This is a genomic window from Streptomyces sp. ISL-36 (assembly GCF_018614205.1).
GTDB lineage: Bacteria > Actinomycetota > Actinomycetes > Streptomycetales > Streptomycetaceae > Streptomyces.
Map to the genome: position 1 here is coordinate 21,292 of NZ_JAGGOS010000036.1, position 25,013 is coordinate 46,304.

Annotated in this window: 23 protein-coding genes; 10 read left to right on the forward strand and 13 right to left on the reverse strand. The window is 72.2% G+C overall.

What is annotated here, in order from left to right; translation table 11 throughout:
* Window positions 1–57: 57 nt before the first annotated feature.
* Together J7E93_RS09070 and J7E93_RS09075 are read left to right on the forward strand one after the other, a co-directional pair.
* Window positions 58–1,077: an NADP-dependent oxidoreductase gene (locus tag J7E93_RS09070; protein WP_215067244.1), complete on the forward strand. Its 1,020-nt coding sequence runs from the start codon at window positions 58–60 to the stop codon at window positions 1,075–1,077.
* A gap of 66 nt (window positions 1,078–1,143) precedes the next feature.
* Entirely contained in the window at window positions 1,144–1,566 is a 423-nt protein-coding gene (locus J7E93_RS09075) for an organic hydroperoxide resistance protein (RefSeq protein WP_215067246.1), read from the forward strand.
* A gap of 95 nt (window positions 1,567–1,661) precedes the next feature.
* Here J7E93_RS09075 and J7E93_RS09080 read toward each other — a convergent pair whose 3' ends face one another.
* Window positions 1,662–4,178, reverse strand: a complete 2,517-nt coding sequence (locus J7E93_RS09080) for a M14 family zinc carboxypeptidase (RefSeq protein ID WP_215067248.1) — start codon at window positions 4,176–4,178, stop codon at window positions 1,662–1,664.
* A gap of 110 nt (window positions 4,179–4,288) precedes the next feature.
* Between J7E93_RS09080 and J7E93_RS09085 the strand changes: the two genes are divergently transcribed.
* Together J7E93_RS09085 and J7E93_RS09090 are read left to right on the forward strand one after the other, a co-directional pair.
* Window positions 4,289–5,128, forward strand: coding sequence for an EI24 domain-containing protein (locus J7E93_RS09085; RefSeq protein WP_215067250.1), 840 nt, complete (start codon window positions 4,289–4,291; stop codon window positions 5,126–5,128).
* 158 nt (window positions 5,129–5,286) lie between these two features.
* The gene (locus tag J7E93_RS09090) at window positions 5,287–6,117 is read left to right on the forward strand and encodes a pectate lyase (RefSeq protein ID WP_215067252.1); all 831 of its coding nucleotides are present in this window, start codon (window positions 5,287–5,289) and stop codon (window positions 6,115–6,117) included.
* Between the two features lie 43 nt (window positions 6,118–6,160).
* Here J7E93_RS09090 and J7E93_RS09095 read toward each other — a convergent pair whose 3' ends face one another.
* Window positions 6,161–6,877 carry a carbon-nitrogen hydrolase family protein gene (locus J7E93_RS09095; RefSeq protein WP_215067254.1) on the reverse strand — a complete coding sequence of 239 codons (717 nt, stop codon included), beginning with the start codon at window positions 6,875–6,877 and terminating at the stop codon, window positions 6,161–6,163.
* A 30-nt stretch (window positions 6,878–6,907) separates the two neighbouring features.
* Window positions 6,908–7,492, reverse strand: a complete 585-nt coding sequence (locus J7E93_RS09100) for a TetR/AcrR family transcriptional regulator (RefSeq protein WP_215067256.1) — start codon at window positions 7,490–7,492, stop codon at window positions 6,908–6,910.
* 147 nt (window positions 7,493–7,639) lie between these two features.
* On the opposite strand from J7E93_RS09100, the gene J7E93_RS09105 reads away from it, so the two are divergent.
* The gene (locus J7E93_RS09105) at window positions 7,640–10,102 is read left to right on the forward strand and encodes a beta-glucosidase (RefSeq protein WP_215067258.1); all 2,463 of its coding nucleotides are present in this window, start codon (window positions 7,640–7,642) and stop codon (window positions 10,100–10,102) included.
* Window positions 10,103–10,155: 53 nt separating this feature from the next.
* Here the strand turns inward: J7E93_RS09105 and J7E93_RS09110 are convergent, their stop codons facing one another.
* Window positions 10,156–11,085, reverse strand: coding sequence for an aldose epimerase family protein (locus tag J7E93_RS09110; RefSeq protein ID WP_215067260.1), 930 nt, complete (start codon window positions 11,083–11,085; stop codon window positions 10,156–10,158).
* Window positions 11,086–11,096: 11 nt separating this feature from the next.
* Window positions 11,097–11,990, reverse strand: coding sequence for an SGNH/GDSL hydrolase family protein (locus J7E93_RS09115; protein WP_215067261.1), 894 nt, complete (start codon window positions 11,988–11,990; stop codon window positions 11,097–11,099).
* Between the two features lie 271 nt (window positions 11,991–12,261).
* Between J7E93_RS09115 and J7E93_RS09120 the strand changes: the two genes are divergently transcribed.
* Together J7E93_RS09120 and J7E93_RS09125 are read left to right on the forward strand one after the other, a co-directional pair.
* Window positions 12,262–12,756 carry a DUF3145 domain-containing protein gene (locus J7E93_RS09120; RefSeq protein ID WP_215067263.1) on the forward strand — a complete coding sequence of 165 codons (495 nt, stop codon included), beginning with the start codon at window positions 12,262–12,264 and terminating at the stop codon, window positions 12,754–12,756.
* Between the two features lie 67 nt (window positions 12,757–12,823).
* On the forward strand, window positions 12,824–14,347 hold the full coding sequence (locus tag J7E93_RS09125) for a PQQ-binding-like beta-propeller repeat protein (RefSeq protein WP_215067265.1): 1,524 nt from the start codon (window positions 12,824–12,826) through the stop codon (window positions 14,345–14,347).
* Window positions 14,348–14,413: 66 nt separating this feature from the next.
* Here J7E93_RS09125 and fabF read toward each other — a convergent pair whose 3' ends face one another.
* The 5 genes from fabF to fasR all read right to left on the reverse strand — a co-directional run bounded on the left by fabF (window position 14,414) and on the right by fasR (window position 19,298).
* A complete protein-coding gene (gene fabF / locus J7E93_RS09130; RefSeq protein WP_215067267.1) occupies window positions 14,414–15,676 on the reverse strand; it encodes a beta-ketoacyl-ACP synthase II in 1,263 nt (420 codons plus the stop codon).
* A gap of 79 nt (window positions 15,677–15,755) precedes the next feature.
* A complete protein-coding gene (locus tag J7E93_RS09135) occupies window positions 15,756–16,004 on the reverse strand; it encodes an acyl carrier protein (RefSeq protein ID WP_215067269.1) in 249 nt (82 codons plus the stop codon).
* A 56-nt stretch (window positions 16,005–16,060) separates the two neighbouring features.
* Window positions 16,061–17,092 carry a ketoacyl-ACP synthase III gene (locus J7E93_RS09140; protein WP_215067271.1) on the reverse strand — a complete coding sequence of 344 codons (1,032 nt, stop codon included), beginning with the start codon at window positions 17,090–17,092 and terminating at the stop codon, window positions 16,061–16,063.
* Window positions 17,093–17,109: 17 nt separating this feature from the next.
* Window positions 17,110–18,027 (reverse strand): ACP S-malonyltransferase, encoded by a 918-nt coding sequence (locus J7E93_RS09145; RefSeq protein WP_215067273.1) that lies wholly within the window; start codon window positions 18,025–18,027, stop codon window positions 17,110–17,112.
* Window positions 18,028–18,116: 89 nt separating this feature from the next.
* Window positions 18,117–19,298, reverse strand: a complete 1,182-nt coding sequence (fasR, locus tag J7E93_RS09150) for a fatty acid biosynthesis transcriptional regulator FasR (RefSeq protein WP_215067275.1) — start codon at window positions 19,296–19,298, stop codon at window positions 18,117–18,119.
* A 93-nt stretch (window positions 19,299–19,391) separates the two neighbouring features.
* Between fasR and J7E93_RS09155 the strand changes: the two genes are divergently transcribed.
* A complete protein-coding gene (locus tag J7E93_RS09155) occupies window positions 19,392–20,048 on the forward strand; it encodes a pirin family protein (protein ID WP_215067277.1) in 657 nt (218 codons plus the stop codon).
* A gap of 161 nt (window positions 20,049–20,209) precedes the next feature.
* On the opposite strand, the gene J7E93_RS09160 is transcribed toward J7E93_RS09155, so the two are convergent.
* Window positions 20,210–21,028, reverse strand: a complete 819-nt coding sequence (locus tag J7E93_RS09160) for a serine hydrolase (protein WP_215067279.1) — start codon at window positions 21,026–21,028, stop codon at window positions 20,210–20,212.
* A gap of 52 nt (window positions 21,029–21,080) precedes the next feature.
* Here J7E93_RS09160 and J7E93_RS09165 point away from each other — a divergent pair, with 52 nt between their 5' ends.
* Window positions 21,081–21,491: a MerR family transcriptional regulator gene (locus J7E93_RS09165; RefSeq protein WP_251066270.1), complete on the forward strand. Its 411-nt coding sequence runs from the start codon at window positions 21,081–21,083 to the stop codon at window positions 21,489–21,491.
* Window positions 21,488–22,498, forward strand: coding sequence for an aldo/keto reductase (locus tag J7E93_RS09170; protein ID WP_215067283.1), 1,011 nt, complete (start codon window positions 21,488–21,490; stop codon window positions 22,496–22,498). The genes J7E93_RS09165 and J7E93_RS09170 overlap by 4 nt, the downstream gene beginning before the upstream one ends.
* A 113-nt stretch (window positions 22,499–22,611) precedes the next feature.
* Here J7E93_RS09170 and J7E93_RS09175 read toward each other — a convergent pair whose 3' ends face one another.
* Both J7E93_RS09175 and J7E93_RS09180 read right to left on the reverse strand, forming a co-directional pair.
* Window positions 22,612–23,808 carry an acyltransferase gene (locus tag J7E93_RS09175; protein WP_215067285.1) on the reverse strand — a complete coding sequence of 399 codons (1,197 nt, stop codon included), beginning with the start codon at window positions 23,806–23,808 and terminating at the stop codon, window positions 22,612–22,614.
* Window positions 23,805–24,785 (reverse strand): alpha/beta hydrolase, encoded by a 981-nt coding sequence (locus tag J7E93_RS09180; protein ID WP_215067287.1) that lies wholly within the window; start codon window positions 24,783–24,785, stop codon window positions 23,805–23,807. Before J7E93_RS09180 ends, J7E93_RS09175 begins: the two co-directional genes overlap by 4 nt.
* Between the last annotated feature and the right edge of the window lie 228 nt (window positions 24,786–25,013).

Consider the following 25,013-nt stretch of genomic DNA (forward strand, 5'->3'; position numbering starts at 1 on the left):
GAAGTTTTATCAGGATGAAGTTTTCTCGATCTGAAGCGTTTCCAGGAGGCCGTGCACATGTCCGTACTTCCCGCGTCCAGCCGTGAGTGGCACCTCGTCGCCCGCCCGCACGGCTGGCCCACCCCGGCGGACTTCGCCCTCCGTGAGACCCCCGTCGGCGAGCCCGCCGAGGGCCGCATCCTGGTGCGCAACCTGCACTTCTCCGTCGACCCGTACATGCGCGGCCGGATGAACGACGTGAAGTCCTACATCCCCCCGTTCAAGCTCGACCACCCCATGGACGGCGGCGCCGTCGGTGAGGTCGTCGCCTCCAACGCCGAGGGCTTCGCCGTCGGCGACCACGTCCTGCACGGCCTCGGCTGGCGCGAGTACGCCGACGTCCCGGCCCAGCACGCCACCAAGGTCGACCCCGACCTGGCCCCCCTCTCCACCTACCTCGGGGTGCTCGGCATGACGGGCCTGACCGCCTACGCCGGCCTCTTCGAGGTCGCCTCCTTCAAGGAGGGTGACGCCGTCTTCGTCTCCGGCGCGGCCGGTGCCGTCGGCAGCCAGGTCGGACAGATGGCGAAGCTCAAGGGCGCCTCCCGGGTCATCGGCTCCGCCGGATCCGACGAGAAGGTCAAGCTCCTCGTCGAGGAGTACGGCTTCGACGCCGCCTTCAACTACAAGAACGGCCCTGTCCGCGAGCAGCTGCGCGAGGCCGCCCCCGACGGCATCGACGTCTACTTCGACAACGTCGGCGGCGACCACCTCGAAGCCGCGATCTCCTCGCTCAACGTGCACGGCCGCGCCACCATCTGCGGCATGATCGCGCAGTACAACGACACCGAGCCGGTCCCGGGCCCGCGCAACATGGCCATGATCATCGGCAAGCGGCTGCGCCTCCAGGGCGTCCTCGTCGGCGACCACTACGACCTGCAGCCGCAGTTCGTTCAGGAGGTCGGCGGCTGGCTGCGCTCCGGCGAGCTCAAGTACGGCGAGACCTTCGTCGAGGGCATCGAGAACGGCGTGGAGGCCTTCCTCGGCATGCTCCGCGGGGAGAACACCGGAAAGATGATCGTTTCGGTGACCGGCTAGTCTCTCCTCAGCCGTCGCGATCGTGGGCGCGAGTCGCGGCGAACCAGCAGAAGGAAGAGACAACAGATGTCCATCCAGCACTCCGAGGTCCTCTACACCGCCATCGCCACCGCCGAGAACGGGCGGGACGGCCGTGTCGCCACCGACGACGGTCAGCTCGACGTCGTCGTCAACCCGCCCAAGGCCATGGGCGGCTCCGGCGCCGGCACCAACCCGGAGCAGCTCTTCGCCGCCGGCTACAGCGCCTGCTTCCAGGGCGCGCTGGGCGTCGTGGCCCGTAACGAGAAGGCCGACATCACCGGCTCGACGGTCACCGCCGAGGTCGGCATAGGCAAGAACGACGACGGCTTCGGCATCATCGTCAAGATCTCGGCGACCATCCCGAACGTGGACGCCGAGACCGCCAAGAGCCTGCTCGAGAAGGCCCACCAGGTCTGCCCGTACTCCAAGGCGACCCGCGGCAACATCACGGTCGAGCTGGCCGTCTGAGTTGCGCGTAAACTAGGCGAAGGCCGCACCCCGACCGACCGGGGTGCGGCCTTTCGCTTGCGCTCGACCGGGTCATCTTCCCGGCAGACGGCCGGCTACCTGCCCAGCAGAGCCCTTCCGACCTGCGCGAACACCCCCTTCGGGTGGTCGCGGAAGAGCGGCTCCGTGCCGAAGAGGACCACCGGAGCGCCCTGGGCCGCCGTCCCGCTGATCACCGACGCCCGGCCCGCCGCGTCCACCGGACCGCCCCGGCCGTCCGCCCCGGAGGCCCGCCAGTGCCCGGAGACGAGCGGAGCACCCGTCCCGTACGACTGCTCGACCCGCACGCCCGCCCCCAGCTCCGTGAACCACAGCGGGGAGTAGACGAAGGTGTGCGCCGGGGCGCCGCCGGTGATCGCGCCGCCCGCGTTGCGGACCGCGACCACCCCGTTGGCGTCCCCGTTGCCCTCCACGGCCGTGACCGGCAGCAGCCCCGCCGCCGCGTTGAACGCTGCGCCCGCCGGGCCGACGCCCACCACGCCCACGCCGCTCGCCCGCAGCGCCTCCCGCGCGGCCGGGGTGAGAAGCCCGTGGTCCAGGCCCAGCGAGACGAACAGCACATCCGCCGACGACCAGTCGAAACCCGCGTTCAGGATCTCCGTCGACACCGGTACCACCTCGAAGCCCATCTCGCGCAGCGCGAACACCTCTCCCGCCGACGCCGAGGCCGCGACCCGTGTCCGCTCCAGCGGCGCCGTGCCCCGCTCCTTCGTCGCCCGGAACACCACCCCGAACCGGTCCGCCAGCGCCCGCGCCGCCCCCCGGGCGGACCCGGGCACGAGCGCCGAGCCGTCGGCCGTACGGCGCACCTTCACGCCCTGCGCGAGGAGCGCGTTGAGCGCCGCCAGCTCCTTCGGATCGTCGAGCCGCAGCGACAGGTCACCGCGCGCGGCGACCGACCCCGTCGCCGCCGCGGCATGGACCGTGCGCACCGCGACGGGCAGAGGGCCGTCGGTGACCTTCCTCACCGTCGCGCCCCACAGCAGCCCCAGGCTCCAGCCGGAGATGTCGTACATCGTCGACACGTCCGCGCTGATGTCCCGGCCCTCGGCCAGGATCACGTTCGCCATCCCCCGCTTGGGCTGGCGCAGATCGACGACGTACGAACCGTCCGCCGCCCGCCCGACCCGTACGTCGTTGGCGACCAGATGGTCCACGAGGCGGGCCGCCGCCACCGAGGACCTCTGCGACCGCCCCGCCGGGATCACGTACCCCCGCGGGAAGGCCGTCGTGTAGACGTCCTCCGGGCCGATCCCCGGCACCCCGGGCACCGTCTCCTCCGACACCGGCCGCTGCGCCTCGCCCGCCGCGCTCCGCCGGAACGTCTCGATCTGGTCGGCGATCACCGACGCGCGGTGGGCGAGGGTGTGGTCGAGCGTCGCCCGCATCGCCGCACCCGCGATGCCGACGTTGATCGCGGACCGGCGGCGCAGCTCGGCCCCCGGCAGCGTGTCGTACGCCCGGTTGTTCACCGTCATCGGGAACTCGATGGTGTGCGAGGCCACCGCGCCCTGGAACGGCATGTACTGGGGGGTGAAGATCGGAGGCCAGTCGTCCCAGCCCTCCTGCTCGTCGCGGAAGGGGATGACCGCCGGCCGCACGCCGTCCTTCGCCTCCGTGTAGCCGAGGCCGTTGACCGCCTTCTCCATGCCGAGCGCGTTGGCGTAGGAGTTCTTGAGGAAGAGGTCGTACTCGTAGTTCTCGCCGTGCGGCGGGGTGGTCGGCTCGATCAGCGTGCCGTTGACGTACCCGTGCAGATCCAGCATCACGGCCGGCTGCTTGTCGATGGCGATCCGCCGGATCGCCCGGGCCTCGGGCTGCGAGGCGGTGATGAAGTCCCGGTTGAGGTCGAAGCCGTCGCCGTTGGCGCGGGTGCCGGCGATCCGGCCGTCGGGGTTGGCCGTCACATTGAGATACACCCGCGTCTTCGCGAGAAGCCCCGCCGTCTTGCGGTCGGTGGCGGTGGCCAGCTCCTCGATGAGCTCCAGGGCGGCGTCCGTGCCCTCCCACTCGTTGCCGTGGATGTTGTTGTTGATGAAGACGGGTGTCTTGTACGCGGTCTTGATCCGCGTGTCCTTCGCGGCGGCGGCAGGCGCGTTCTCGATCCGTTCCCGCATCCGCTCCTGTTCGCCTGCCTCCCGCGCGCTCTCCGGTGCGGTGACCGTGACCAGATACAGCTCGTGTCCGCCGGCCGACCGCCCGGCCACCTCGACACTCACCCGGTCGCCCAGTCTCTGCAGGGCGTTGAGCCGCGGGGCGAGCGAGTGGTACGGCGCGAGGCCGAGCTTGATCGACTTGTCGGTGGGGTCGGCGGGCGGCACGGCCAGGGTGGTCCGGCGCGGATACCCGCCGTCGCGACGCGGCCCCGCCTCCGACGTGACGAGACCGCCGCGCGCGGCGGCGGACGGGGCCCGGGGCGGCGCCGCCGTGTCGTCGCGTCCGGCGCCCTCCCGTACGGGACGCGGATCCCGGGGCCCGGGCGGGGGAGTGGCGGACGCGGGCAGGGAGGTGAGGAGCAGGGCGCCGAGGGCGGTGCAGGCGGCGGTGAGGAGGACGGGACCGGGTTTCGCCATACGTACGCAACCTCCGTGGGTGATCGGCCGTGATCAGTACGGAGCGGTCTACCGTCTTGACCCGGGTACGACAAGAGGGCCTCGCGTGTCGCCCGGTTAGGGTGATCCCCATGCGTGATTTCGGGGCTGGTTTCGGTTACCTGGTGCAGGGTCAGAAGTGGGTCGGCCGGCACGGGCGGTGGTTCGGCTTCGGGCTGCTGCCCGGGCTCGTGACCCTCGTCCTCTACGTGGGGGCGCTGATCGGTCTCGGCTACGGCGCCGACGACCTGACCAGCTGGGCGACCCCCTTCGCCGACGACTGGACCTCGCCCTGGCAGGGGCTCCTCCGGGGATTCCTCACCGCCCTCGTCTTCGTCTTCGGCCTCTTCCTCGCCGTCATCACCTTCACCGCCGTGACCCTGCTGGTCGGCCAGCCCTTCTACGAGTTGCTCTCCGAGCAGGTCGACCGCACCGAGGGCGGCGACGTCCCCGAGTCGGGCCTGCCGCTCTGGCGCGAGCTGTGGATCTCGGCGCGCGACAGCCTCCGGGTCGTGCTGCGCGTCGCGCTGTACGGCGTGCTGCTCTTCGCCTGCGGCTTCATCCCCGTGGTCGGCCAGACGGTCGTCCCGGTGCTCGGCTTCTGCGTCTCCGGGTTCTTCCTCGCCGAGGAGCTGACGGCCGTCGCCCTCCAGCGCAGGGGCGTCGAACTGAAGGAGCGGCTGGGGCTGCTGCGCGGCCGGCGAATGCTGACGCTGGGCTTCGGGGTGCCGCTGGCCCTGGCGTTCCTGGTGCCGCTCGTGGCGGTGTTCCTGATGCCGGGCGCGGTAGCGGGCGCCACGCTGATGGTCCGTGACCTGAGGGGTGAGGCGGCGCGGGACGAGGAGGGGGAGGGCGACGACGGGATGGACGGCGGGCACATCGGTGGTGAGGGCCGGAACGCCGCGAAGCCGCGGCGCGTGCACACCCGGTGAGGAGAGCGCCCGGCAAGGATGACGCCCCGCAAGGATGACACCCGGCAAGGATGACGCCGGGCAAGGATTCCGCAGCGGATTTCCGTCCGACGGCAACCCTTCTTCCTCCGGTGGCGACCAGGAGACGCAACATCTCCCCCACTGAAGGAAGACGGGCCATGACTCCACGAACGGAACAACGCGTACGGCACAAGCGGCGCGTGGGCCGCCGCCGCGCACTCATCGGTGGTCTCGCCGCCCTCGGCGTCACGGGCGCCGCCGTCGTCACCAGCGGACTGCTCTCCCCGGCCGGCGCGGCGTCGGCGTGGCCGCAGGCGAAGGGCAGCAAGCCGGTTCCGAGCACCATCGAGTTCGCCGGCACCTACGACGGCGGCCTCAAGCGGTTCTACGGCACCGGCGATCTGGGATCCGGCGGCCAGGACGAGGACCAGGGGCCCCTCTTCGTCCTCAAGGACGGCGCGGTCCTCAAGAACGTGATCATCGGCTCCCCGGCCGCCGACGGCGTCCACTGTCTGGGCAGTTGCACCCTGCAGAACGTCTGGTGGGAGGACGTCGGCGAGGACGCCGCCACGTTCAAGGGCACGTCCTCCTCCGCGGTCTACACCGTGTACGGCGGTGGCGCGCGGAAGGCCTCGGACAAGGTCTTCCAGTTCAACGGCGCGGGCAAGCTGGTCGTGAGCAAGTTCCAGGCCTCGGACTTCGGCAAGCTGGTCCGCTCCTGCGGCAACTGCAAGAAGCAGTACAAGCGCTCGATCATCCTCAACGACGTGGACGTGACCGCGCCGGGCGGGGCGATCGTCGGCGTCAACGCCAACTACGGCGACACCGCGGCCCTGCGGCAGATCCGCGTCCACGGCGACGCCAAGAAGAAGATCAAGCCGTGCGTCCGCTTCACCGGCAACAGCACGGGCAAGGAGCCGACCGAGATCGGCTCCGGCCCCGACGGCGTGACCTGCCGCTACACGGCCTCCGACATCTCCTACGAGTGACGGGGCCGGGGTCCCGCCGGCGGCGGCAGGCGGGACCCTCTCCCTACCGGCCGACGTCGGCCAGTACGAAGCCGGGGTCCGCCGGCCCCGCGTCGGCGATCCGCTCGCCGTCCGGGCCCCAGGCGCCGCTGCGCCCCTCGCAGGTGCCGGCCTCGTTCGCCCCGAGGACGTTGGCGAGCACCACGTACAGCGAGTTGTCCCGGGCGCGCACCGGATAGACCTTCTCGAACGAGTCGTTGGCGACGTCGAGCACCGAACTCGCCAGATAGGCCCCGCAGCCCTCGGCGGCGGCCCGCTCGGCGATGCCGGGGAAGCGGTTGTCGTAACAGGTGGCCAGCGCGAACCGGACCCCGTCCAGTTCGAAGCGGCCCTCGTCCGTGCCGGGCGCGAAGACATCGTGCTCGACCCCGTGCAGGTTCACCTTGTCGTAGCGGGTCAGGAGCGTGCCGTCCGGGCCGATGACCAGCGAGGTGATGCCGGGCCTGCCCTGAGGGGTGAGCACGGGGCCGTTGACGACGGCCGCCGCCCGGACCGCGCGGCAGGATTCGCGGATCGGGGCGAGACGGTCGTCGTCCTCGGCCAGGTGGAGAGCGGGGTCGCTCCCGATGAGGGCGGGTTCGTAACCGCTCAGGGCCAGCTCGGGAAAGACGACCACGCGGGCGCCGTCGGCACCGGCCGCCCGGATCAGCTCCGCCACCGTGCGGACGTTGGTGGCCAGGTCCCCGGGGACAGGGGTGAATTGGGCTGCAGCGACGATCATGTCCTCATCATCGCGCCCGCCCGGCCTCCGTCACGCTCGGCCCCCGGAAACCGTGTGACCCGTGAGCAGCCCGACGAAGTCCCGGAACGCGGCCGGCATGTCGACCGCCTCCGGGTCCAGGAGCCACTGGTACTGCAGTCCGTCCATCACCGCCGTCAGCAACGGCGCGGCCCGTTCGGGCGTCAGCCCGCCCGGCAGGCGCTCGCCGAACTCCAGGCGCAGCACCTTCGCCATCTCCTCGCGCACCTGGGTGTAGCGCTCGGTGAAGAACTCCCGCGCCGGGTGGCCGTCGGTGACGCTCTCGCCGAGCAGGGCGGAGAAGGTCTGCACGATCCCCGGCCGCATCGCGTTGTACTCGACGAGGGAGTCGATCAGGTCCAGCCGCCAGCCCCCCCGGCCCCGGCCCCCGCTGGTGTCCCACCGGTCGCGCTCCTCCAGGACCGCGACGAGCAGCGCCTCCTTCGTCGGGAAGTAGTGCAGCAGGCCCTGCTGCGTCAGGCCGACGCGTTCCGCGACGGCGCCGAGCGACGCGCCTCTGTAGCCGCGCTCGGCGATCACTTCGAGGGCCGCGCGCAGGATGTCCGCACGCCGTTCCTCGCTCCTGGCCCGCACCATCGCCGTGGCCCCCTTCCCTGACTCTCTCCGAAGTCTCGAACAGGACCGTACGGCATGGGGAGAGTAACAAAAAGATAACGTAACCTACCGATCTACAGGTAAGCGGGTCACCATGGCCCCCCAGCACTTCAACGAGGAGGTACGGCCGTGGCAGAGACCAGCGCGGAGACCGGCACGGACACCGGCGCGGAGGCCGTCCGGGAGCAGGCCGTCGAAGCGGCGCTCTCCAAGCTCGACCTGGACACCAAGGCCCGGCTCCTCGCCGGCCAGGACATGTGGTCGCTCCCGGCCCTGCCCGAGATCGGGCTGAAGTCCCTGGTCATGTCCGACGGCCCGATCGGCGTCCGGGGCGTCCGCTGGACCGCCGACGACCCCTCGATCGCCCTGCCGTCCCCGACCGCGCTCGCCGCCACCTGGGACCCCGCCCTCGCCCGCCGCGCCGGCCGGCTCCTCGCCCAGGAGGCCCGCCGCAAGGGCGTCCACGTCCTCCTCGCCCCCACCGTCAACCTCCACCGCTCACCGCTCGGCGGCCGCCACTTCGAGGCGTACAGCGAGGACCCGTACCTCACCGGCCGCATCGGCACCGGCTACGTCCAGGGCGTCCAGGACGGCGGCGTCGGCACCACGGTCAAGCACTTCGTCGCCAACGACGCCGAGACCGACCGCTTCACCGTCGACAACAAGGTCGCCGCCCGCCCGCTGCGCGAGCTCTACCTCGCCCCCTTCGAGGCGATCGTCGAGAACGCCCACGCCTGGGGCATCATGACCGCCTACAACCAGGTCAACGGCGTCACGATGACCGAGCACCGGTACCTCGTCAACGAGGTGCTGCGCGGCGAGTGGGGCTTCGACGGCTTCAACGTCTCCGACTGGATGGCCGCCCGTTCCACCACCGGCGCCGTCGAGGGCGGCCTCGACGTCGCCATGCCCGGCCCGCACACCGTCTACGGAGAGGCGCTCGCCGAGGCCGTCCGCGCCGGAGAGGTCGAGGAGTCGACCGTCGACACGGCCGTACGGAACGTCCTGCGGCTCGCCGCCCGCGTCGGCGCCCTCGACGGCGCCCCGCCGGTCGTCGCCGAGCCCCCCGCCACGATCGACGGGGACGCGCTGGCCCGCGAGATCGCCCGCCGCGGCTTCGTCCTCGTACGGAACGAGAACGGCGTCCTGCCCCTGGCCGCCGGCCGCTCGGTCGCCCTCTCCGGCGCCGCCGCCCGGGACGCCCGCGTCCTCGGCGGCGGCTCCGCCCAGGTCTTCCCCGACCACACCGTCTCCCCGCTCGACGGCCTCTCCGCCGCCCTGCCCGAAGGAGCCCTGACCTTCACGGTCGGCGCCGACCCGAGCGACGAACTCGCCCCCGCCGATCAGGGGTTCACCCTTCGGGCGGTCTGCCGCGACGCCGAGGGAACCGTCCTCGGCGAGGGCACCCTGCCCAACGGCCAGGTCCAGTGGATCGGCGACGACCTCCCGGCCGGCGTCACCCACGAATCCCTCGCCTCCGTCGAGGTCGTCGGCACCTTCACCCCGCGCGAGAGCGGCGAGCACTCCTTCGGCACCCGCGGCCTCGGCGCCTTCACGCTCACCGTCGCCGGCGAGACCGTCTACGACGGCGTGCAGGCGATGGGACCGGAGACCGACCCCTTCGAGGCGTTCTTCGGCGCCCCCGTCGAGCGCGCCAAGGTCGCGCTCACCGCCGGCGAGACCGTCGAGGTCTCCCTGCTCCACCCGCTGGACAGGGAGTTCGCGGCCCCGCTGCCGGCCGTCATGTTCTCCTTCGTCCACCTCGGTCCGCGCCGTGACCCCGACGAACTGATCGCCGAAGCCGTCGCGGCGGCCCGCGCCGCCGACACCGCCGTCGTGGTCGTCGCCACGACCGAACGCGTCGAGTCCGAGGGCTTCGACCGCAAGGACCTCGCGCTCCCCGGCCGCCAGGACGAGCTCGTACGGGCCGTGGCCGCCGTCAACCCGAACACCGTCGTCGTCGTCAACGCCGGTTCCCCGGTCGAGATGCCCTGGCGCGAGGACGTCGCCGCGATCCTGCTCAGCTGGTTCCCCGGCCAGGAGGGCGGCGCCGCGCTCGCCGACGTCCTGACCGGCGCCGAGGAGCCGGGCGGCCGTCTCCCCACCACCTGGCCCGCCGCCCTCGCCGACGCACCGGTCACCGGGACCACCCCCACCGACGGCGAACTTCCCTACGCCGAGGGCGTGTTCATCGGCTACCGCGCCTGGGACAGGGCCGGCACCCTCCCCGCGTACGCCTTCGGCCACGGCCTCGGCTACACCACCTGGTCGTACGACTCCCTGGAGGCGACCTCGGAGCGGGCCACGGTCCGGATCACCAACACCGGTACCCGCCCCGGCCGGGAGACCGTCCAGATCTACCTCGCGCCGCTCTCCGACACCGTGGAGCGCCCGGAGCGCTGGCTGGCCGGCTTCGGATCCGTCGAGGCCGCCCCCGGCGAGAGTGTGGAGATCGAGATCCCGCTGCCGCGCCGCGCGTTCGAGATCTGGGACGAGGAGCGGAACGCCTGGATCCATGTCCCCGGCGCCTACGAGGTGCGAGCCGCCCACTCGCTCGCCGACACCCGCCTGACGGCCGCGCTGGAGGTCTGACCGCGCATGAACCGCCCCGGGGCGGAACCTGACAACCGCCCCGGGGCCCGGCGTCAGCGCGTCGAGAACAGATAAGCGGTCTCCGAGGCGTACTCCTCGCCCGGGCGCAGCACCGACGAGGGGAACTCCGGCCGGTTCGGCGAGTCCGGGAAGGCCTGAGTCTCCAGCGCGATCCCGGAGAACATCGCGTCCGCGTACACCTGCAGCCCCGGCTCGCTCGTCTCCACCGTCACCACCCGCCCGGTCACCGGCGAGTACAGCTCGGCGGCGACCGGCGCCCCGGCGTCGAGCACGAAGTTGTCGTCGATCCCGACCCCGGCCGGCCGCGGCGTACGGAAGTCGAGCCGGGTCCCCGCCACCGGGGCGATCTCCCCGGTCGGGATCCCCGTCCCGTCCTTGGGGGTGAAGTGGTCGGCGCAGACGCGCAGTTCGTGGTCCCCGCCCAGGTCCCAGTACGAGTGGTTGGTCAGCGCCACCACCGTCGGGGCGTCCGTCCGCGCCCGGTAGGCGAACCGCAGCGCGCCCTGCTCGTCGAGGGTGTACGTGGCCGAGACCTCCAGCCGGCCGGGGAACCCCTCCTCGCCGTCCGGGCTCACCCGCGACAGCCGGACCCCGCCCTCGACCTCCTCCGCGTCCCACACCCGCTTGTCGAAGCCGCGCTCCCCACCGTGGAGGCTGTTCGGGCCGCCGTTGGGGGACAGCCGGTGCGTCCGGCCGTCGAGCGTGAAGACACCCCCCGCGATCCGGTTCGCGTAACGCCCCACCAGGGCGCCGAAGTACGGCTCCGGACGCTTCAGGTAACCCCCCAGGTCCGGGAAGCCGAGGACCACTTCGCCCGGCACACCGTCGCGGTCCGGAGCCTGGACCGACTGCACGATGCCGCCGTACGTCAACAGCCGCACCCGCACGCCGCCCCGTTCGAGCGTCCAGCGCCGTACGTCCGTACCGTCGACGGAACCGAAGGGCTCACCCGTGATCCTCATGATCCGGAACCCTACGCGGGCGGCTCGGCGGCCGTCACCTGGCGATGGGCGATTTCCGCGAGGCGGGCCTGACCGTCCCTGCTCGGGTGGAACCAGTCCCACGGACTGAGCTGGCCGCCGTCGAACCGGAAGGCGAACACCGCCCCGCCGTCGTACCGGCAGCGCTGATCCTTCGCGCAGACGTCCTTCAGGGCAGTGTTGTACGCCACCACCCGGTCCCGCACCAGCGTCCGGCGCCGCTCCGCCGCCGCGCTCAGATCCTCCGCGTCGGCCAGCATCGAGGCGCAGATCCCCAGCTTCCATATCTGCCGGGCCCTCGGACTCACCCGTCCCTGTGACCAGAGCCGCTTCAGGTCGGGCACGCTGGACACGTACACCTGTGCCTTGGGCGCCGTCGCCCGCAGCCGGGCCATGGCGGCGGCGAAGGAGGCACGGAACTCCTCGACCGGGGTCATCAGCTCCGTACTGTCCCGGCAGGCGTCGTTCGCGCCCATCATCACCGTGACCAGCTCCGGCTTCACCGCCGCGGCCCGCTCCATCTGCCCCGGCAGCTCCGCCATCCGCGCGCCGGTCCGCGCCAGGTTCCAGCTCTGCCGCGTCACGCCCTGCGGGCCGAGCAACCGCAGGGCGAGACTGTTGACGGTGGCGTCCGTGCCGGTCGCCCAGGAGACCTCCGGGCAGTCCGCCAGTACGTCGCAGGCGTCGAAGGCCCGGGTGATGGAGTCGCCGACGGCGGCCACGGAGGCCGGCGAGCGGTCCCAGAGCGGCACGGGCCTCGGCTTCGCCCGTACGGACGGTGCGGCTGCCCCCGGCGCTGCCGCGTCACAGCCGGAGAGCGCGCCCGCGCACAGCAGTACCGCCGCAGCGGAGGCGACGGCGGTACGGAAACGACGTCGGCCGCGCATTCCCCGACCCCTCCTTCGGTATCCGTTCGGCGTCCTGGCGAGTGAAAGCTTGGTGTCCACCCACCCCCGGACCGACCGTACGTCACCCCAAGGACGGTGCGGCACGGTAGCTTTTCCCCCGTCGAACCAGAGGCACCTTTGCCAATCGGCTCCGGTAAATTACATCACGTCACATGCTGTCCCTTTTTCGGGGGTTTGCGAAGTTTTACTCCCGATGCTGTTTACTGAGGCCGCTGGGAAAGGCGAACCTCGTCCCACACTGGAGGTCCCGGTGACGACACGTGGAGTTCTGTACGTTCACTCCGCACCGCGCGCGCTGTGCCCGCACGTCGAATGGGCGGTCGCGGGTGTCCTCGGTGCGAGAGTCCAGCTCGACTGGATCCGCCAGCCGGCGTCCCCCGGCACGTGGAGAGCCGAGTTCTCCTGGAAGGGCGAGACCGGCACCGCCTCCAAACTCGCCTCCGCGCTGCGCGGCTGGCAGATGCTCCGCTTCGAGGTCACCGCGGAACCCTGCCCGACGGCCGAGGGCGAGCGCTACAGCGCCACCCCCGAACTGGGCATCTTCCACGCCGTCACCGGTATGCACGGCGACATCCTGATCCCGGAGGACCGGCTGCGGGCCGCGCTGGCCCGCTCGGTGCGCGGCGAGACGGAGCTGGAGGGGGAGATCGCCAAGCTGCTCGGGAAGCCCTGGGACGACGAACTGGAGCCCTTCCGGTACGCGGGCGAGGGCGCCCCGGTGCGCTGGCTGCACCAGGTCGTCTGACCGCTCCCTCGGGCCGGTGGATTCCGCCTGGGGCTCGCAGGGCGCGCGTCCCGGGTGGGGGGGCGAGATGCGTGGACGTACGGCGGCCTCGACGGCCGCCGTTCTGCTGTTCGGAGCCGTTCTGGGCGGGTTGACGGTCCGTCTGGGCGGGACCACCGGCGCGGTGTTGTGGGGCGTCGGTGTCGTGGTCGCGCTTCTCGCCGGGTTCGCCGCACGGCGCCCGGCGCAGGTACGCGACGCACCGGTGGACCTGACGAAGGCCGACAAGGTGGAGACCGGGAACGGGGACGCCGCCGACGGGGCCGGCCGCCGCGTGCTCGTGGTGGCCTCGTGCCTCGCACTCGTCGCCGGGCTCGTCGCCTTCTGGCCGGACGACGACACCGAGCGCCGTCCGTCCGCCGGATCCCGCCCGCACAGCGACGCGTCCTCACCGTCGCCCACGGGCTCTGGCTCTGGCTCGGGCTCGGGCTCGGTGAAGGGGAGCCTCGCCTGGAAGGTTCCGGCCGTGGGCGGCGACCGCGACCGGGGACCCGGCGCCTGGGGGCTGCGGGACACGGTCGTCCAGGGGCGGCTCGCCGGACTCTTCGCCTACGGTGCCCGCGCCGGCGCCGTGCGTTGGAGCCTGCCCGCACCGGCCCGCGTGGCCGTCTGCGGGATGTCCCCGCGCGCCGAAGAAGGCGTGGGCCTCGTCGCGTACGGCAGGCACGACAAGCCCTGTGCGACGCTCGCCGCCGTCCGCACCTCCGACGGGAAGACGCTGTGGCAGCGGACCGTGGCCGGCGACGGACTGGCCGCGTACGGATTCACCGTCGGCGGAGCCACCGCCGTCGCCGTCGAGGACCGCACCGTCCGAGCCCGCTCCGCCGAGACGGGCGCGCAGCGCTGGCAGCGGCCCCTGGCGAAGAACTGCGAGATCCGGGCCGTGGAGGCCACCGCCTCCCGCACGCTCCTCGTCGAGCAGTGCGGCAGCGGCGCCCGGTTGCTCGCGCTGGACACCCGTACCGGCACGGAGCAGTGGAAGAGGGACCTGCCGATCGAGTCCGAGGCCACGGCTGCCGTCATCTCGGTGACGCCCGTGGTCGTCGCCGTGGCGGAGGAGGACGAGCGCGGCACCAGCGCCTTCCTCGGCTTCGACGACCGGGGCGCACCCACGGTGACGGTGCCGCTGTCGGGGCCGGCGGGGAAGCTGGTCGCCCCGGCGGCCGTCGCGGGGACCTCCGACGACGGCAGGGCCCTGGTCCTCGGAGATCTGCTGATCACCCTCGCCGAGCGGAAGGACCTTGTCCCGGACGTCGTGGTCGCCCACTCCCTGAAGGACGGCCGCAAGGTGTGGGAGCGCGGCTTCACCCATCAGACGAGCGCGCTCACCGGGGAGCCGGACGGCCGGGTCGGTGTGCTGCTCAACGCCGGGGACGGGGCGAAGATCGCGCTCCTCGACACCGCGCGCGGAACCGTGAGCGCCCAGATCGACTCCGAGAACGTGGGAGCGGCGCTCTCCATCACTCCTGAACCGATCGCCTTCCCCGACGGCCATGTCGTCGTCAACCACATCTCGCTGCACGGCGAACCCGCCGTCTTCGGTCTGCGCTGAGCCCACGCCGGACACGGCGAAGGCCCACCCCCGGGGCAGGGGGTGGGCCTCATGCATGACCGCGGGTCAGATCGTGCGGAACGCCAGGACCACGTTGTGGCCGCCGAAGCCGAAGCTGTTGTTGATCGCGGCGATCGTGCCCTGCGGCAGCTCGCGGGGCTCGTCGCGGACGATGTCCGCGTCGACCTCCGGGTCCAGGTCGTCGACGTTGATCGTCGGCGGGGCGAGCCGGTGGTGCAGCGCCAGGACCGTCGCGACGGTCTCGATGCCGCCCGCGCCGCCGAGCAGGTGACCCGTCATCGACTTCGTCGCGGAGACCGCGACATGGTCCAGGTCGTCGCCCAGGACCTTGCGCAGCGCCTTGATCTCGGCGACGTCGCCCTGCGGCGTCGACGTGGCGTGCGCGTTGAGGTGGACGACCTCGGACGGCTTGAGGTCCGTCGAGTCGAGGAGGTTCTGCAGCGCGGTCGCGATGCCGCGGCCGGTCGGCTCGGGCTGCGCGATGTGGTGGCTGTCGGCCGACAGGCCCTGGCCGAGCACCTCGCAGTAGATCCGCGCGCCGCGCGCCTTGGCGTGCTCCTCGGACTCGAGGATCACGACGCCGGCGCCCTCGCCGAGCACGAAGCCGTCACGGGCCGTGTCGTACGGACGCGAGGCCTTGGCCGGCTCGTCGTTGCTCTTGGACATCGCCATCATGTTGGCGAAGGCCGCGATCGGCAGCGGGTGGATCGCCGCCTCGGTGCCGCCGGCCACGACCACATCGGCCCGGCCGGTACGGATCATCTCGACGGCGTAGCCGATGGCCTCGGCGCCCGACGCACACGCGGAGACCGGGGTGTGCACGCCCGCCTGGGCGTTCACCTCCAGGCCGACGTTGGCGGAGGGGCCGTTCGGCATCAGCATCGGAACGGTGTGCGGGGAGACGCGGCGGACGCCCTTCTCCTTCAGCACGTCGTACTGGTCGAGCAGGGTCGTGACACCGCCGATGCCGGAGGCGATGACGGCGCCGAGCCGCTCGGGCAGGATCTTCGCGTCCTCACCGGCGGGGGCCTCGTAGCCCGCGTCCGCCCACGCCTCGCGGGCCGCGATCAGCGCGAACTGCGCCGAGCGGTCCAGCTTGCGGGCGAGCGGCCGGGGCAGTACCTCGCCCGGGTCGACCGCCGCGGGCGCGGCGATCTGGACGGGCAGGTCGGCGAATCGTTCGCCCTCGAGGGGCTTGACGCCGGAGCGTCCCGCGATCAGACCTTCCCAGGTCGATGCGGAGTCGCCACCCAGCGGTGTGGTTGCGCCGATACCGGTGACGACCACGGTGCGATTGGTCGAGCTCACAGGAATTCTTTCTCCACGTGTGTGATGGTCGAATTACGGCGCCACCGCCGGGTGGCAGACCGAACAGGCAAGGACCGAATCAGCCCTGGTGCTTCAGGATGTAGTCGGTCGCGTCGCCGACCGTCTTGAGGTTCTTGACGTCCTCGTCCGGGATCTTGACGTCGAAGCGCTCTTCGGCGGCCACAACGACCTCGACCATGGACAGCGAGTCGACGTCCAGGTCGTCGGTGAAGGACTTGTCCAGCTGGACGTCCTCGGCCGGGATGCCGGCGATCTCGTTCACGATCTCGGCGAGACCTTCGACGATCTCTTCCTGGGTGAAGGCCATGTTGGCGCTCCTTCTGTGATTGCTTCGGTAGGGGGCTTCCGGAAGATCCGGTGTGCCTAGGGGAGAGTAACGACCGTCGCGGCGTAGACGAGACCCGCCCCGAAGCCGATGACGAGCGCGGTGTCGCCGCTCTTCGCCTTCCCGGTCGCCAGAAGCCGCTCCATCGCGAGCGGAATCGAGGCGGCCGAGGTGTTGCCGGTGGTCTCGACGTCGCGGGCGACCACGACGTGCTCCGGCAGCTTCAGAGTCTTCACCATCGAGTCGATGATCCGCATGTTCGCCTGGTGCGGAATGAAGACGTCCAGGTCGTCCGCCGTGATGCCGGCGGCGTCCAGCGCCTGCTGGGCGACCTTCGCCATCTCGAAGACGGCCCAGCGGAAGACCGCCTGGCCCTCCTGCGTGATGGCCGGGAACTTGATGTCGCCCTGCTCGTTGAGGGGCAGGTTCGAGACGTCGCCGACGTGGAACTCGTTCCACGGCACGGTCTGCTTGATCGTCTCGGACTTGTCACCCTCCGAACCCCAGACCGAGGGCCCGATGTGCGGCTCGTCGGAGGGGCCGACGACGACCGCGCCGGCGCCGTCGCCGAACAGGAAGGCCGTCGCGCGGTCCTCCAGGTCCGTCAGGTCGCTCAGCCGCTCGACACCGATGACCAGGACGTACTCCGCCGAACCCTCGACGATCATGCCCTTGGCGAGCGTCAGGCCGTAGCCGAAGCCCGCGCAGCCGGCGGAGATGTCGAACGCGGCCGGCTTGCCGGCGCCGATCTTGTCGGCGATCTCGGTGGCGACGGCCGGCGTCTGCTTGAAGTGCGAGACCGTGGAGACGATCACGGCGCCGATCTGCTCCGGGTCGATCCCGGCGTCGGCGATGGCCTTGCCCGAGGCCTCGACCGACATCGCGGACACGGTCTCCTCGGGAGAGGCCCAGTGGCGGGTGGCGATACCGGAGCGCGAGCGGATCCACTCGTCGGACGAGTCGATCTTCTCGAGGATCACCTCGTTCGGCACGACACGGGTGGGGCGGTAGCCGCCGACACCCAGGATCCGCGCGTACGGGGCGCCCTTGCTGGGCTTGATCTTCGACATGCTTCTCTCGGCTCCTATCAGGCTGCTGAAACGTCGGCGATCAGCGTGCGGGCCGCGTCGAGGTCGTCGGGGGTCTTGAGAGCGACGGTGCGGACGCCCGGCAGGGCGCGCTTCGCCAGACCGGTCAGCGTGCCGCCCGGGCACACCTCGATCAGCACGGTCGCGCCCAGCGCCCGGAAGGTCTCCATGCACAGGTCCCAGCGGACCGGGTTGGCGACCTGGCCCACGAGGCGTGAGACGACCTCGGAGCCGGTGGCGACGGTCTGCCCGTCCTTGTTGGAGACGTAACGCACGGTGGGGTCGGCGACGGTCAGCTCCTTCGCCGCCGCCTCCAGCTTCGCCACCGCGGGCGCCATGTGGTGCGTGTGGAACGCGCCGGCCACCTTGAGCGGGACGACCCGGCGGACGCCCTCGGGCTTGTCCGCCTCCAGGGCGGCCAGCTGCTCCAGCGTGCCGGCGGCCACGATCTGGCCGGCGCCGTTCACGTTGGCCGGGGTCAGGCCCAGCTTCTCGAGGTGCGGGACGGTCACCTCGGGGTCGCCGCCGAGCAGCGCGGACATGCCGGTCTCGGTGACCGCGGCGGCCTCGGCCATCGCCAGACCACGCGTACGTACGAGACGCAGCGCGGCGGTGTCGTCGAGGACGCCGGCGAACGCGGCGGCGGTGATCTCACCGACGCTGTGGCCCGCGACGGCGCCGGGGGCCACCTCACCGAGCGCGGCGGCGGACAGCAGTCCGGCGGCCACGAGGAGCGGCTGCGCCACAGCGGTGTCGCGGATCTCGTCCGCGTCGGCCTTCGTGCCGTAGTGGGCGAGGTCGAGCCCGATGGCCTCGGACCAGGCCGCGATGCGGTCGGCCGCGCCGGGGAGTTCGAGCCAGGGAGTCAGGAAGCCGGGCGTCTGAGCGCCTTGGCCGGGAGCGACGAGTACGAGCACCCTCACACTCTCTCTTGGGGACGGCTCCGAGCGCCCGTGGGGACAAGGACGAAGAACCGTCGGGGGAATTGTTGGTGTTCGACAAAAGTCTAGGACTGCGGATCTCCGTCGGCCAAGCGTCCGAGGATGAGCGCGATCCGCAGCGTGAAGGCGGAACGGACATCGGAGGGTGACCAGCCGGTGACGTCGGTCACACGTCGGAGCCGGTAGCGCACGGTGTTGGGGTGGACGAAGAGCATCCGGGCGGCGCCTTCCAGGCTGCTTGCCTGCTCCAGATAGACACTCAGAGTTTCAAGGAGCGCCGAGCCCGCTTCCTCCAGCGGTCTGTAGATCTCCTCCACCAGCTGCTCTCGGGCCGAGGGGTCGGAGGCGATGGCGCGCTCCGGCAGCAGATCGTCCGCGAGGACCGGCCGGGGGGCGTCCTGCCAGGCCGAACACGCCTTGAGGCCGGCGGCGGCGGCCTGCGCGGAGCGGGTCGCGGCGAGCAGGTCGGGGACGACCGGTCCCGCGACGACCGGCCCCGCGGCGTACGGCCCGATCAGGGCCTTGGCGACCTGGAGCGGGTTGTCGTTGCCGCCGGCGATGACGACGAGCCGGTCGCCGAGGACACCGGTGAGGACCTGCAGCTTGGCGTGCCGGGCGGCCCGCCGGATGGCCTCGACGGTCAGCTCGCTGTCGCCGTCGGGGGCGGTGCCGAGGATGACGCAGACGTGCTCGGGGGAGTTCCAGCCGAGGGCCGCGGCCCGGGACACCGCACCTTCGTCCGCCTCGCCGGAGAGGACCGCGTTGACGACCAGGGACTCCAGGCGGGCGTCCCATGCGCCGCGGGCCTCGGCGGCCTGGGCGTAGACCTGGGCGGTCGCGAAGGCGATCTCCCGGGCGTAGACGAGGAGGGCCTCGCGCAGGATGGACTCGTCCCCGGGGGCCGCGACCTCCTCGATCGCGGTCTCCATCACCTCGATCGTGGTGCGGACCATCTCGACGGTCTGACGCAGTGTGATGGCACGGGTCAGCTCGCGAGGGGCCGTGCCGAAGACGTCGGTGGAGATCGCCTGCGGGGTCTCCGGGTGCCGGAACCACTCGGTGAACGCCGCGATACCGGCCTGCGCGACCAGACCGATCCACGACCGGTTCTCGGGCGGCATCGCCCGGTACCACGGCAGCGTCTCGTCCATGCGGGCAATGGCGTTGGCGGCGAGCCGCCCGGAGGACTGCTCGAGGCGCTTCAGGGTCGCGGAGTGCGGATGGGCGGCGTTCGTGGGTTCAGGCACGGACTAAGGGTGCCTTATCGGGACGGGGGAGTGCGGGGTCGGGGGCGTTTCCCCGGTCCGGGGCCCGCGCCCGGCGGTTACCGTGAGCCCGTGATGAGCATTCAGCGTGCCGGGGACCGCTACCCGGGGGGCGATCCCGACGCCGGGATCGAGACCCGACACGCGTTCTCCTTCGGGCACCACTACGACCCCGACAACCTCCGCTTCGGCGCCGTGCTCGCCTGCAACGAGGAGCGGCTGGCTCCCGGCTCCGGGTTCGCCGAGCATCCGCACAGCCACACGGAGATCGTCACCTGGGTCGTCGAGGGCGAGCTGACCCACCACGACACGGCCGGTCACACCACCGTCGTCCGCCCCGGGGACCTCCAGCGGCTGAGCTCCGGCGCGGGCGTACGGCACGAGGAGCGCAACGACGGGGATGTGCCGCTGGTCTTCGTCCAGATGTGGCTCGCCCCCCTGGAGGCGGGCGGCGACCCTTCGTACGAGATCGTCCGCGGCATCGCCGACTCCACCCCCTACGCCCTGCCGGAGGCGGCCGCGATGCTCCACGTGCGGCGCCTGGAGCCGGGCGAGCGCACCGCCGTCCCGGACGCGGACCTCGTGTACGCGCACGTGGTGCGGGGCACGGTCCGCCTGGACGGCGAGGAACTCGGCCCCGGCGACGCGGCCCGCGTCACCGCCGCCGAGGACCTCGCGCTCCTGGCGACGGCCGACGCCGAGGTCCTGCTCTGGGAGATGCGGGGGCCCTGACACCGCGCCGGGCACGGCCGGCGGCCTCTCGCCGATCTCGCCGGCCCGATCGACCGGACAGCCCCGAGGAGCCGGACCGGCCGGGGGCGTGGTCGCGTCGGCGAGCCACCGCGCTCCTCGCCTTCCACCGCTCCCGGCTCGAGTCGCTCATGCCGAAAGGTCTAGCCGGCGCGCAGCTCCGCGAGGACGGCGTCCGTGAACGGCGGCCAGGCCTCCACCGCCCACGGACCGAAGGCACGGTCGGTCAGGGCGACGCACGCGGCCCGCGCGTCCGGGTCGATCCACAGGAAGGTGCCGGACTGCCCGAAGTGCCCGAAGGCGCGCGGCGAGGACGAAGCCCCCGTCCAGTGCGGCGACTTGGCGTCCCGGATCTCGAAGCCGAGCCCCCAGTCGTTGGGCTTCTGGTGTCCGTAGCCGGGCAGGACGCCGGTCAGGCCGGGGTACGTCACCGTCATCGCGTCGAGCACCGTGCGCGCGTCGAGCAGCCGGGGCGCCTGCACCTCCGCCGCGAACCGTGCCAGGTCGTCGACCGTCGAGACGGCGTCCTTGGCGGGCGACCCCTCCAGCGTCGTCGACGTCATCCCCAGCGGCTCCAGGACCGCCTGGTGCAGATAGTCGGCGAACGGGATGTCCGTCGCCTTGGCGACATGGTCGCCGAGCGCCTCGAACCCGGTGTTGGAGTAGATCCGGCGCGTGCCGGGCGCGGCCATCACCTTCGGCTCGTCGAGCGCAAGACCCGAGGTGTGGGCGAGCAGGTGCCGGACGGTCGCGCCCTCGGGCCCGGCGGGCTCGGCGAGGTCGATCGCCCCCTCCTCGTACGCGACGAGGACGGCGTACGCCGCCAGCGGCTTGGTGACCGAGGCGAGCGGAAACCGCTGCCCGGTGGGGCCGTGGGACCCGGCCAGGGTGCCGTCCGCGCGCACGACGGCGGCGGCCGCGGTGGGGACGGGCCAGTTCTCGATCATCGCCAGGCTCTGCATGCGGACGAGCCTACTTGCTTGGAGTGCACTCCAAGGTTCTAGCGTGGGGGCCATGAGCGTGATCGAAACCACCGCCCGCCCCGAAGGGAAGGACCGCTACACGATCAGCGAGGTGGCCGCCCGCACGGGACTGTCGGCGCACACCCTGCGCTGGTACGAGCGGATCGGGCTGATGCCGCACGTCGACCGGTCGCACACCGGCCAGCGCCGCTTCACCGAGCGCGACCTGCACTGGCTCGCCTTCGTCGGCAAGCTCCGGCTGACCGGGATGCCGGTGGCGGTGATGGTGCGGTACGCGGAGCTGGTGCGGGAGGGCGAGCACACCTCGGCCGAACGCCGTGAGCTCTTGGAGACCACCCGGCGGGACGTTCTGTCCCGGATCGCCGAGCTGCAGGACACGCTCGCGGTACTCGACGTCAAGATCAGTCATTACGAAGAGCAATGCGGAGGTACGACCCGATGAGCAGGATTTCCACGGTCCGGCTGGGCACCGACGGACCGGAGATCGGCGTCCAGGGCTTCGGCGCCATGGGCATCAGCGAGTTCTACGGCGACACGGACGAGGCGGCCGCCCGCGACACGCTCGACGCGGCCCTGGAGGCCGGCGTCACCCTGATCGACACGGCCGACATCTACGGGCAGGGCACCAATGAGGAGTTCCTCGCGCCGTTCGTCGCCGCGCACCGCGACGAGATCACCCTCGCCACCAAGTTCGCCATCGAGCGGCGGGTCGACGACCCGCACTACCGGGGGATCCGCAACGACCGCGCGTACATCAGGAAGGCGGTCGAGGCCAGCCTGCTCCGGCTCGGCGTCGAGACCATCGACCTCTACTACATGCACCGGCGCGACCCGGCCGTCCCGTTCGCCGAGTCGGTCGGCGCGATGGCCGAGCTCGTCCGCGAGGGCAAGGTCAAGCAGCTGGGGCTGAGCGAGGTGACCGGCGCGGAGCTGCGCGAGGCGCACGCCGTGCACCCGATCGCGGCCCTGCAGTCGGAGTGGTCGCTGTTCTCCCGTGACGTGGAGCGCAGCGCGGTCGGCGCGGCGGCCGAGCTGGGCGTGACGTTCGTGCCGTACTCGCCGCTGGGCCGGGGCTTTCTGACCGGCGCGTTCGCGGACGCCTCGAAGGACCTGTCGGGCAGCGACTTCCGCCAGTACCAGCCGCGCTTCACCGGTGAGAACGCGGAGCGGAACGCGGCTCTGCTCGCCCCGGTCCACAAGATCGCGGCGGCGCACGGGGCGACGGCGGCGCAGATCGCCCTGGCCTGGGTGCAGCAGCGGTCCGCCGTGCACGGCCTCACGGTCGTCCCGATCCCGGGCACCCGCAGGCGGAGCCGCCTGGAGGAGAACGCGGCGGCCACCCGGATCACGCTGACCGAGGCGGAACTGGCAGAGCTGGAGCCGATCGCCGCAGGGGTGGCGGGGGACCGGTACCCCGACATGAGCTCCACCTCGGCCGCGCGCGAGTAGCCGCCGCGCAGGAGCAGGAGCAGGAGCAGGAGCAGGGCAGGAGCAGGACAGTGGCCGGGCGGGAGCCGGGCGGGAGTGGCCGCGAGGGATGGCGGCCGGGGATGGCGGCCGCCTCACGCGAGACCCAGCGCGAAGACCGCGAAGCCCGCCGCCAGGATCCCGGCCGCCGCCCGGCGGGCCCGGCCGCTGCGCGTCCACGGGGAGTCGAAACCGCGCGCGTACCGACCGATGAGCACAAGGAGCCCGGCGAAGAGCGGCATCCACGCCAACCGGGCGAGGATCCAGCCGACCGTGTCGGGTGCGCCGACCAGACCCGGGACCTCCCCGGCGTACGAAGCCGGGATCGCGGCGGCGAGCATCGCCGTCTGGTGCCAGCACAGGATCGTCATCGCGGACAGATTGATCACCACGACCGGCGCCCACAGCGCGGGCCGCTCGAGCAGCTTCCCGATACGGTCCCTGAGGAGGATCGCCGCGCCGCTCTGGGTGGCCGCGAGGGCGAGGACGAGCAACGACGGCGGGTGGGAGTTGGTGCGGGCCTCGCCGGGCACGCCGACCATCGACGCGGGGTAGCCGAAGGCGAGCAGGAGCGCGGCGAAGAGCGCGGCGCCGCCGAGCAGCAGGCCCCAGGCGTGCCGCCGGCCGACCCGGCCCTCCCCCCAGGAGACACCGAGCTGATAGGCGAAGAGCCAGCCGGGGAGGATGGTGAGGACGCCCAGCCAGGACGGCATGCCCTCGGCGTACGGCCCGTAGCGCAGGAAGTCGACGAGGGCGACCGAACCGAGCAGCGGGGCCGCCGCCCACACGCCCGTCCGGCGGGCCGCGCGCACACAGAGCGGGGTGAGGGCCGTCACGACCGTGTAGACCCCGACGAACCAGAGCGGCTGGATGACGAGGGTGGACGCGGTCCGCAGGGTGTCGCCCGGCACCTCGAACCCGTAGTGGAGCAGGGGGAGCAGCGCGGCCCACACGGCGGTCACTCCGAGCACCGGCCGGCCGAGCCGGGCCAGGCGGCCGCGAAGCCACTCACCGGTGGAGCCCTTCCGCTTCCGGTACGACAGGACCGAGGCGTAGCCGCCGACCAGGAAGAAGATCCCCAGCATCTGCAGGATCCAGCTGACGGGCGCGAGACCGGCGAAGGCCGAGAGCGGGCTGGCGTTGTGGAGGGCTCCGTCGGAGGAGAGCGTGAACCCGCCGAGGAGCCAGTGCCCGGTGGGCACGGCGAGCAGGGCGAGGGCGCGCAGGCCGTCGACGGCACGGTCGCGGTGGGCGGGGGTCCGGGCCTCGATCCGCTCCATGAGGCGGTTCATCGGACGTCGCCCTGGGCGATGGCGGCGAAGGTACGGAGGGACTGGGTGCCGGAGGCGAAGTAGCCGTTGTGGCCCCGCGCGTCCTCGGCGGGCACACGGCGAGCCCCGAAGGCGGGGTCGGTGGGGTCCTCGCCGTGCCCGAGCCCGGCGAACTCGACGTTCGGGATCCTGTCGATCCAGTCGGAGGGGTCCTTGGCGGCCCAGACCCGGGCCGAGGTGTTCAGTTCGGCGACGCTGTCGGCCCGCATGCCGGGGGAGCCGAGGACGACGAGGTCCTTGGCCTTCAGAGCGGGCGCGGCGAGGCCGCAGACGACGGAGCCGTAGCTGTGGCAGAAGACGGCCGGCCGGGCGGCGCCGACGGCGTCGAGCCCGTCCGCGAGCCGGGTCAGCCGTTCGGCGCCGACCTCGGCGAGATCGCCGGTGGCGGCATCGAGACCGACGCCGACGGGGGTGGTGTAGCCGGCCCAGGCGATGACGGCGGTGTCGTCGCCCGTGGCACGTCGCAGGGCGTCGGCCATGTCGGTGAGGGGCGTGATGTTCCCGGCGTCGATGTCGGACCCGGGTACGACGACGGCGACGTGCTCGGCCTCGGCCATGTCCCCGCGGACGAGGGCGATCTGGCCCCGGCCGCGCGGGTCGTAGGCGAGGACCTGCTGTCCGGCGTACCGAGGGCCGGCGGTACGGGCGTTGGCCTCGAACCGGAGTCGGATCGGGGCGCCGTCGAGGTTGCCGACGACAGAGGGGTGCGCGCGGACCAGCTCTTGCTGCCGGGCGGGGCTCAAGCCGTCGAAGAACGCCGCGACCTGGGCGGCCGTCATCCCCTCCGGGTCGGGCAGCCCGTCCGCCCGCCACCGCTCCACCCCGACCGGCGCTCCGGTCACGGCCTGCTGCGCACTCCCGGACGCCCAGCCCGCCGTCCCGGCGACCACGGTGGTGGCGAGCGCGGCGGCGACCAACGTCCTTGTGTAGCGGCGCATATGGCGGCCCTCCCTCTTCCCTCTTCATGTCTCTCGTCCTGGCGAGAGGAAGGTAGGAAGAAGACGCCCGACGCCACGTCACACCGGGGCGCCAACTCCCCACTGCTACCGCAGTAGGGGGCGGAGGAGGCGTGAACCCCCGCAGGAGGGTGGGGCTTTCCCCCGGGAGGCACGCCTCAGGTCTCGGCGGGGGTGGCGGTCCCGCGGTCCGGCGGCCCGGCAGCCCGG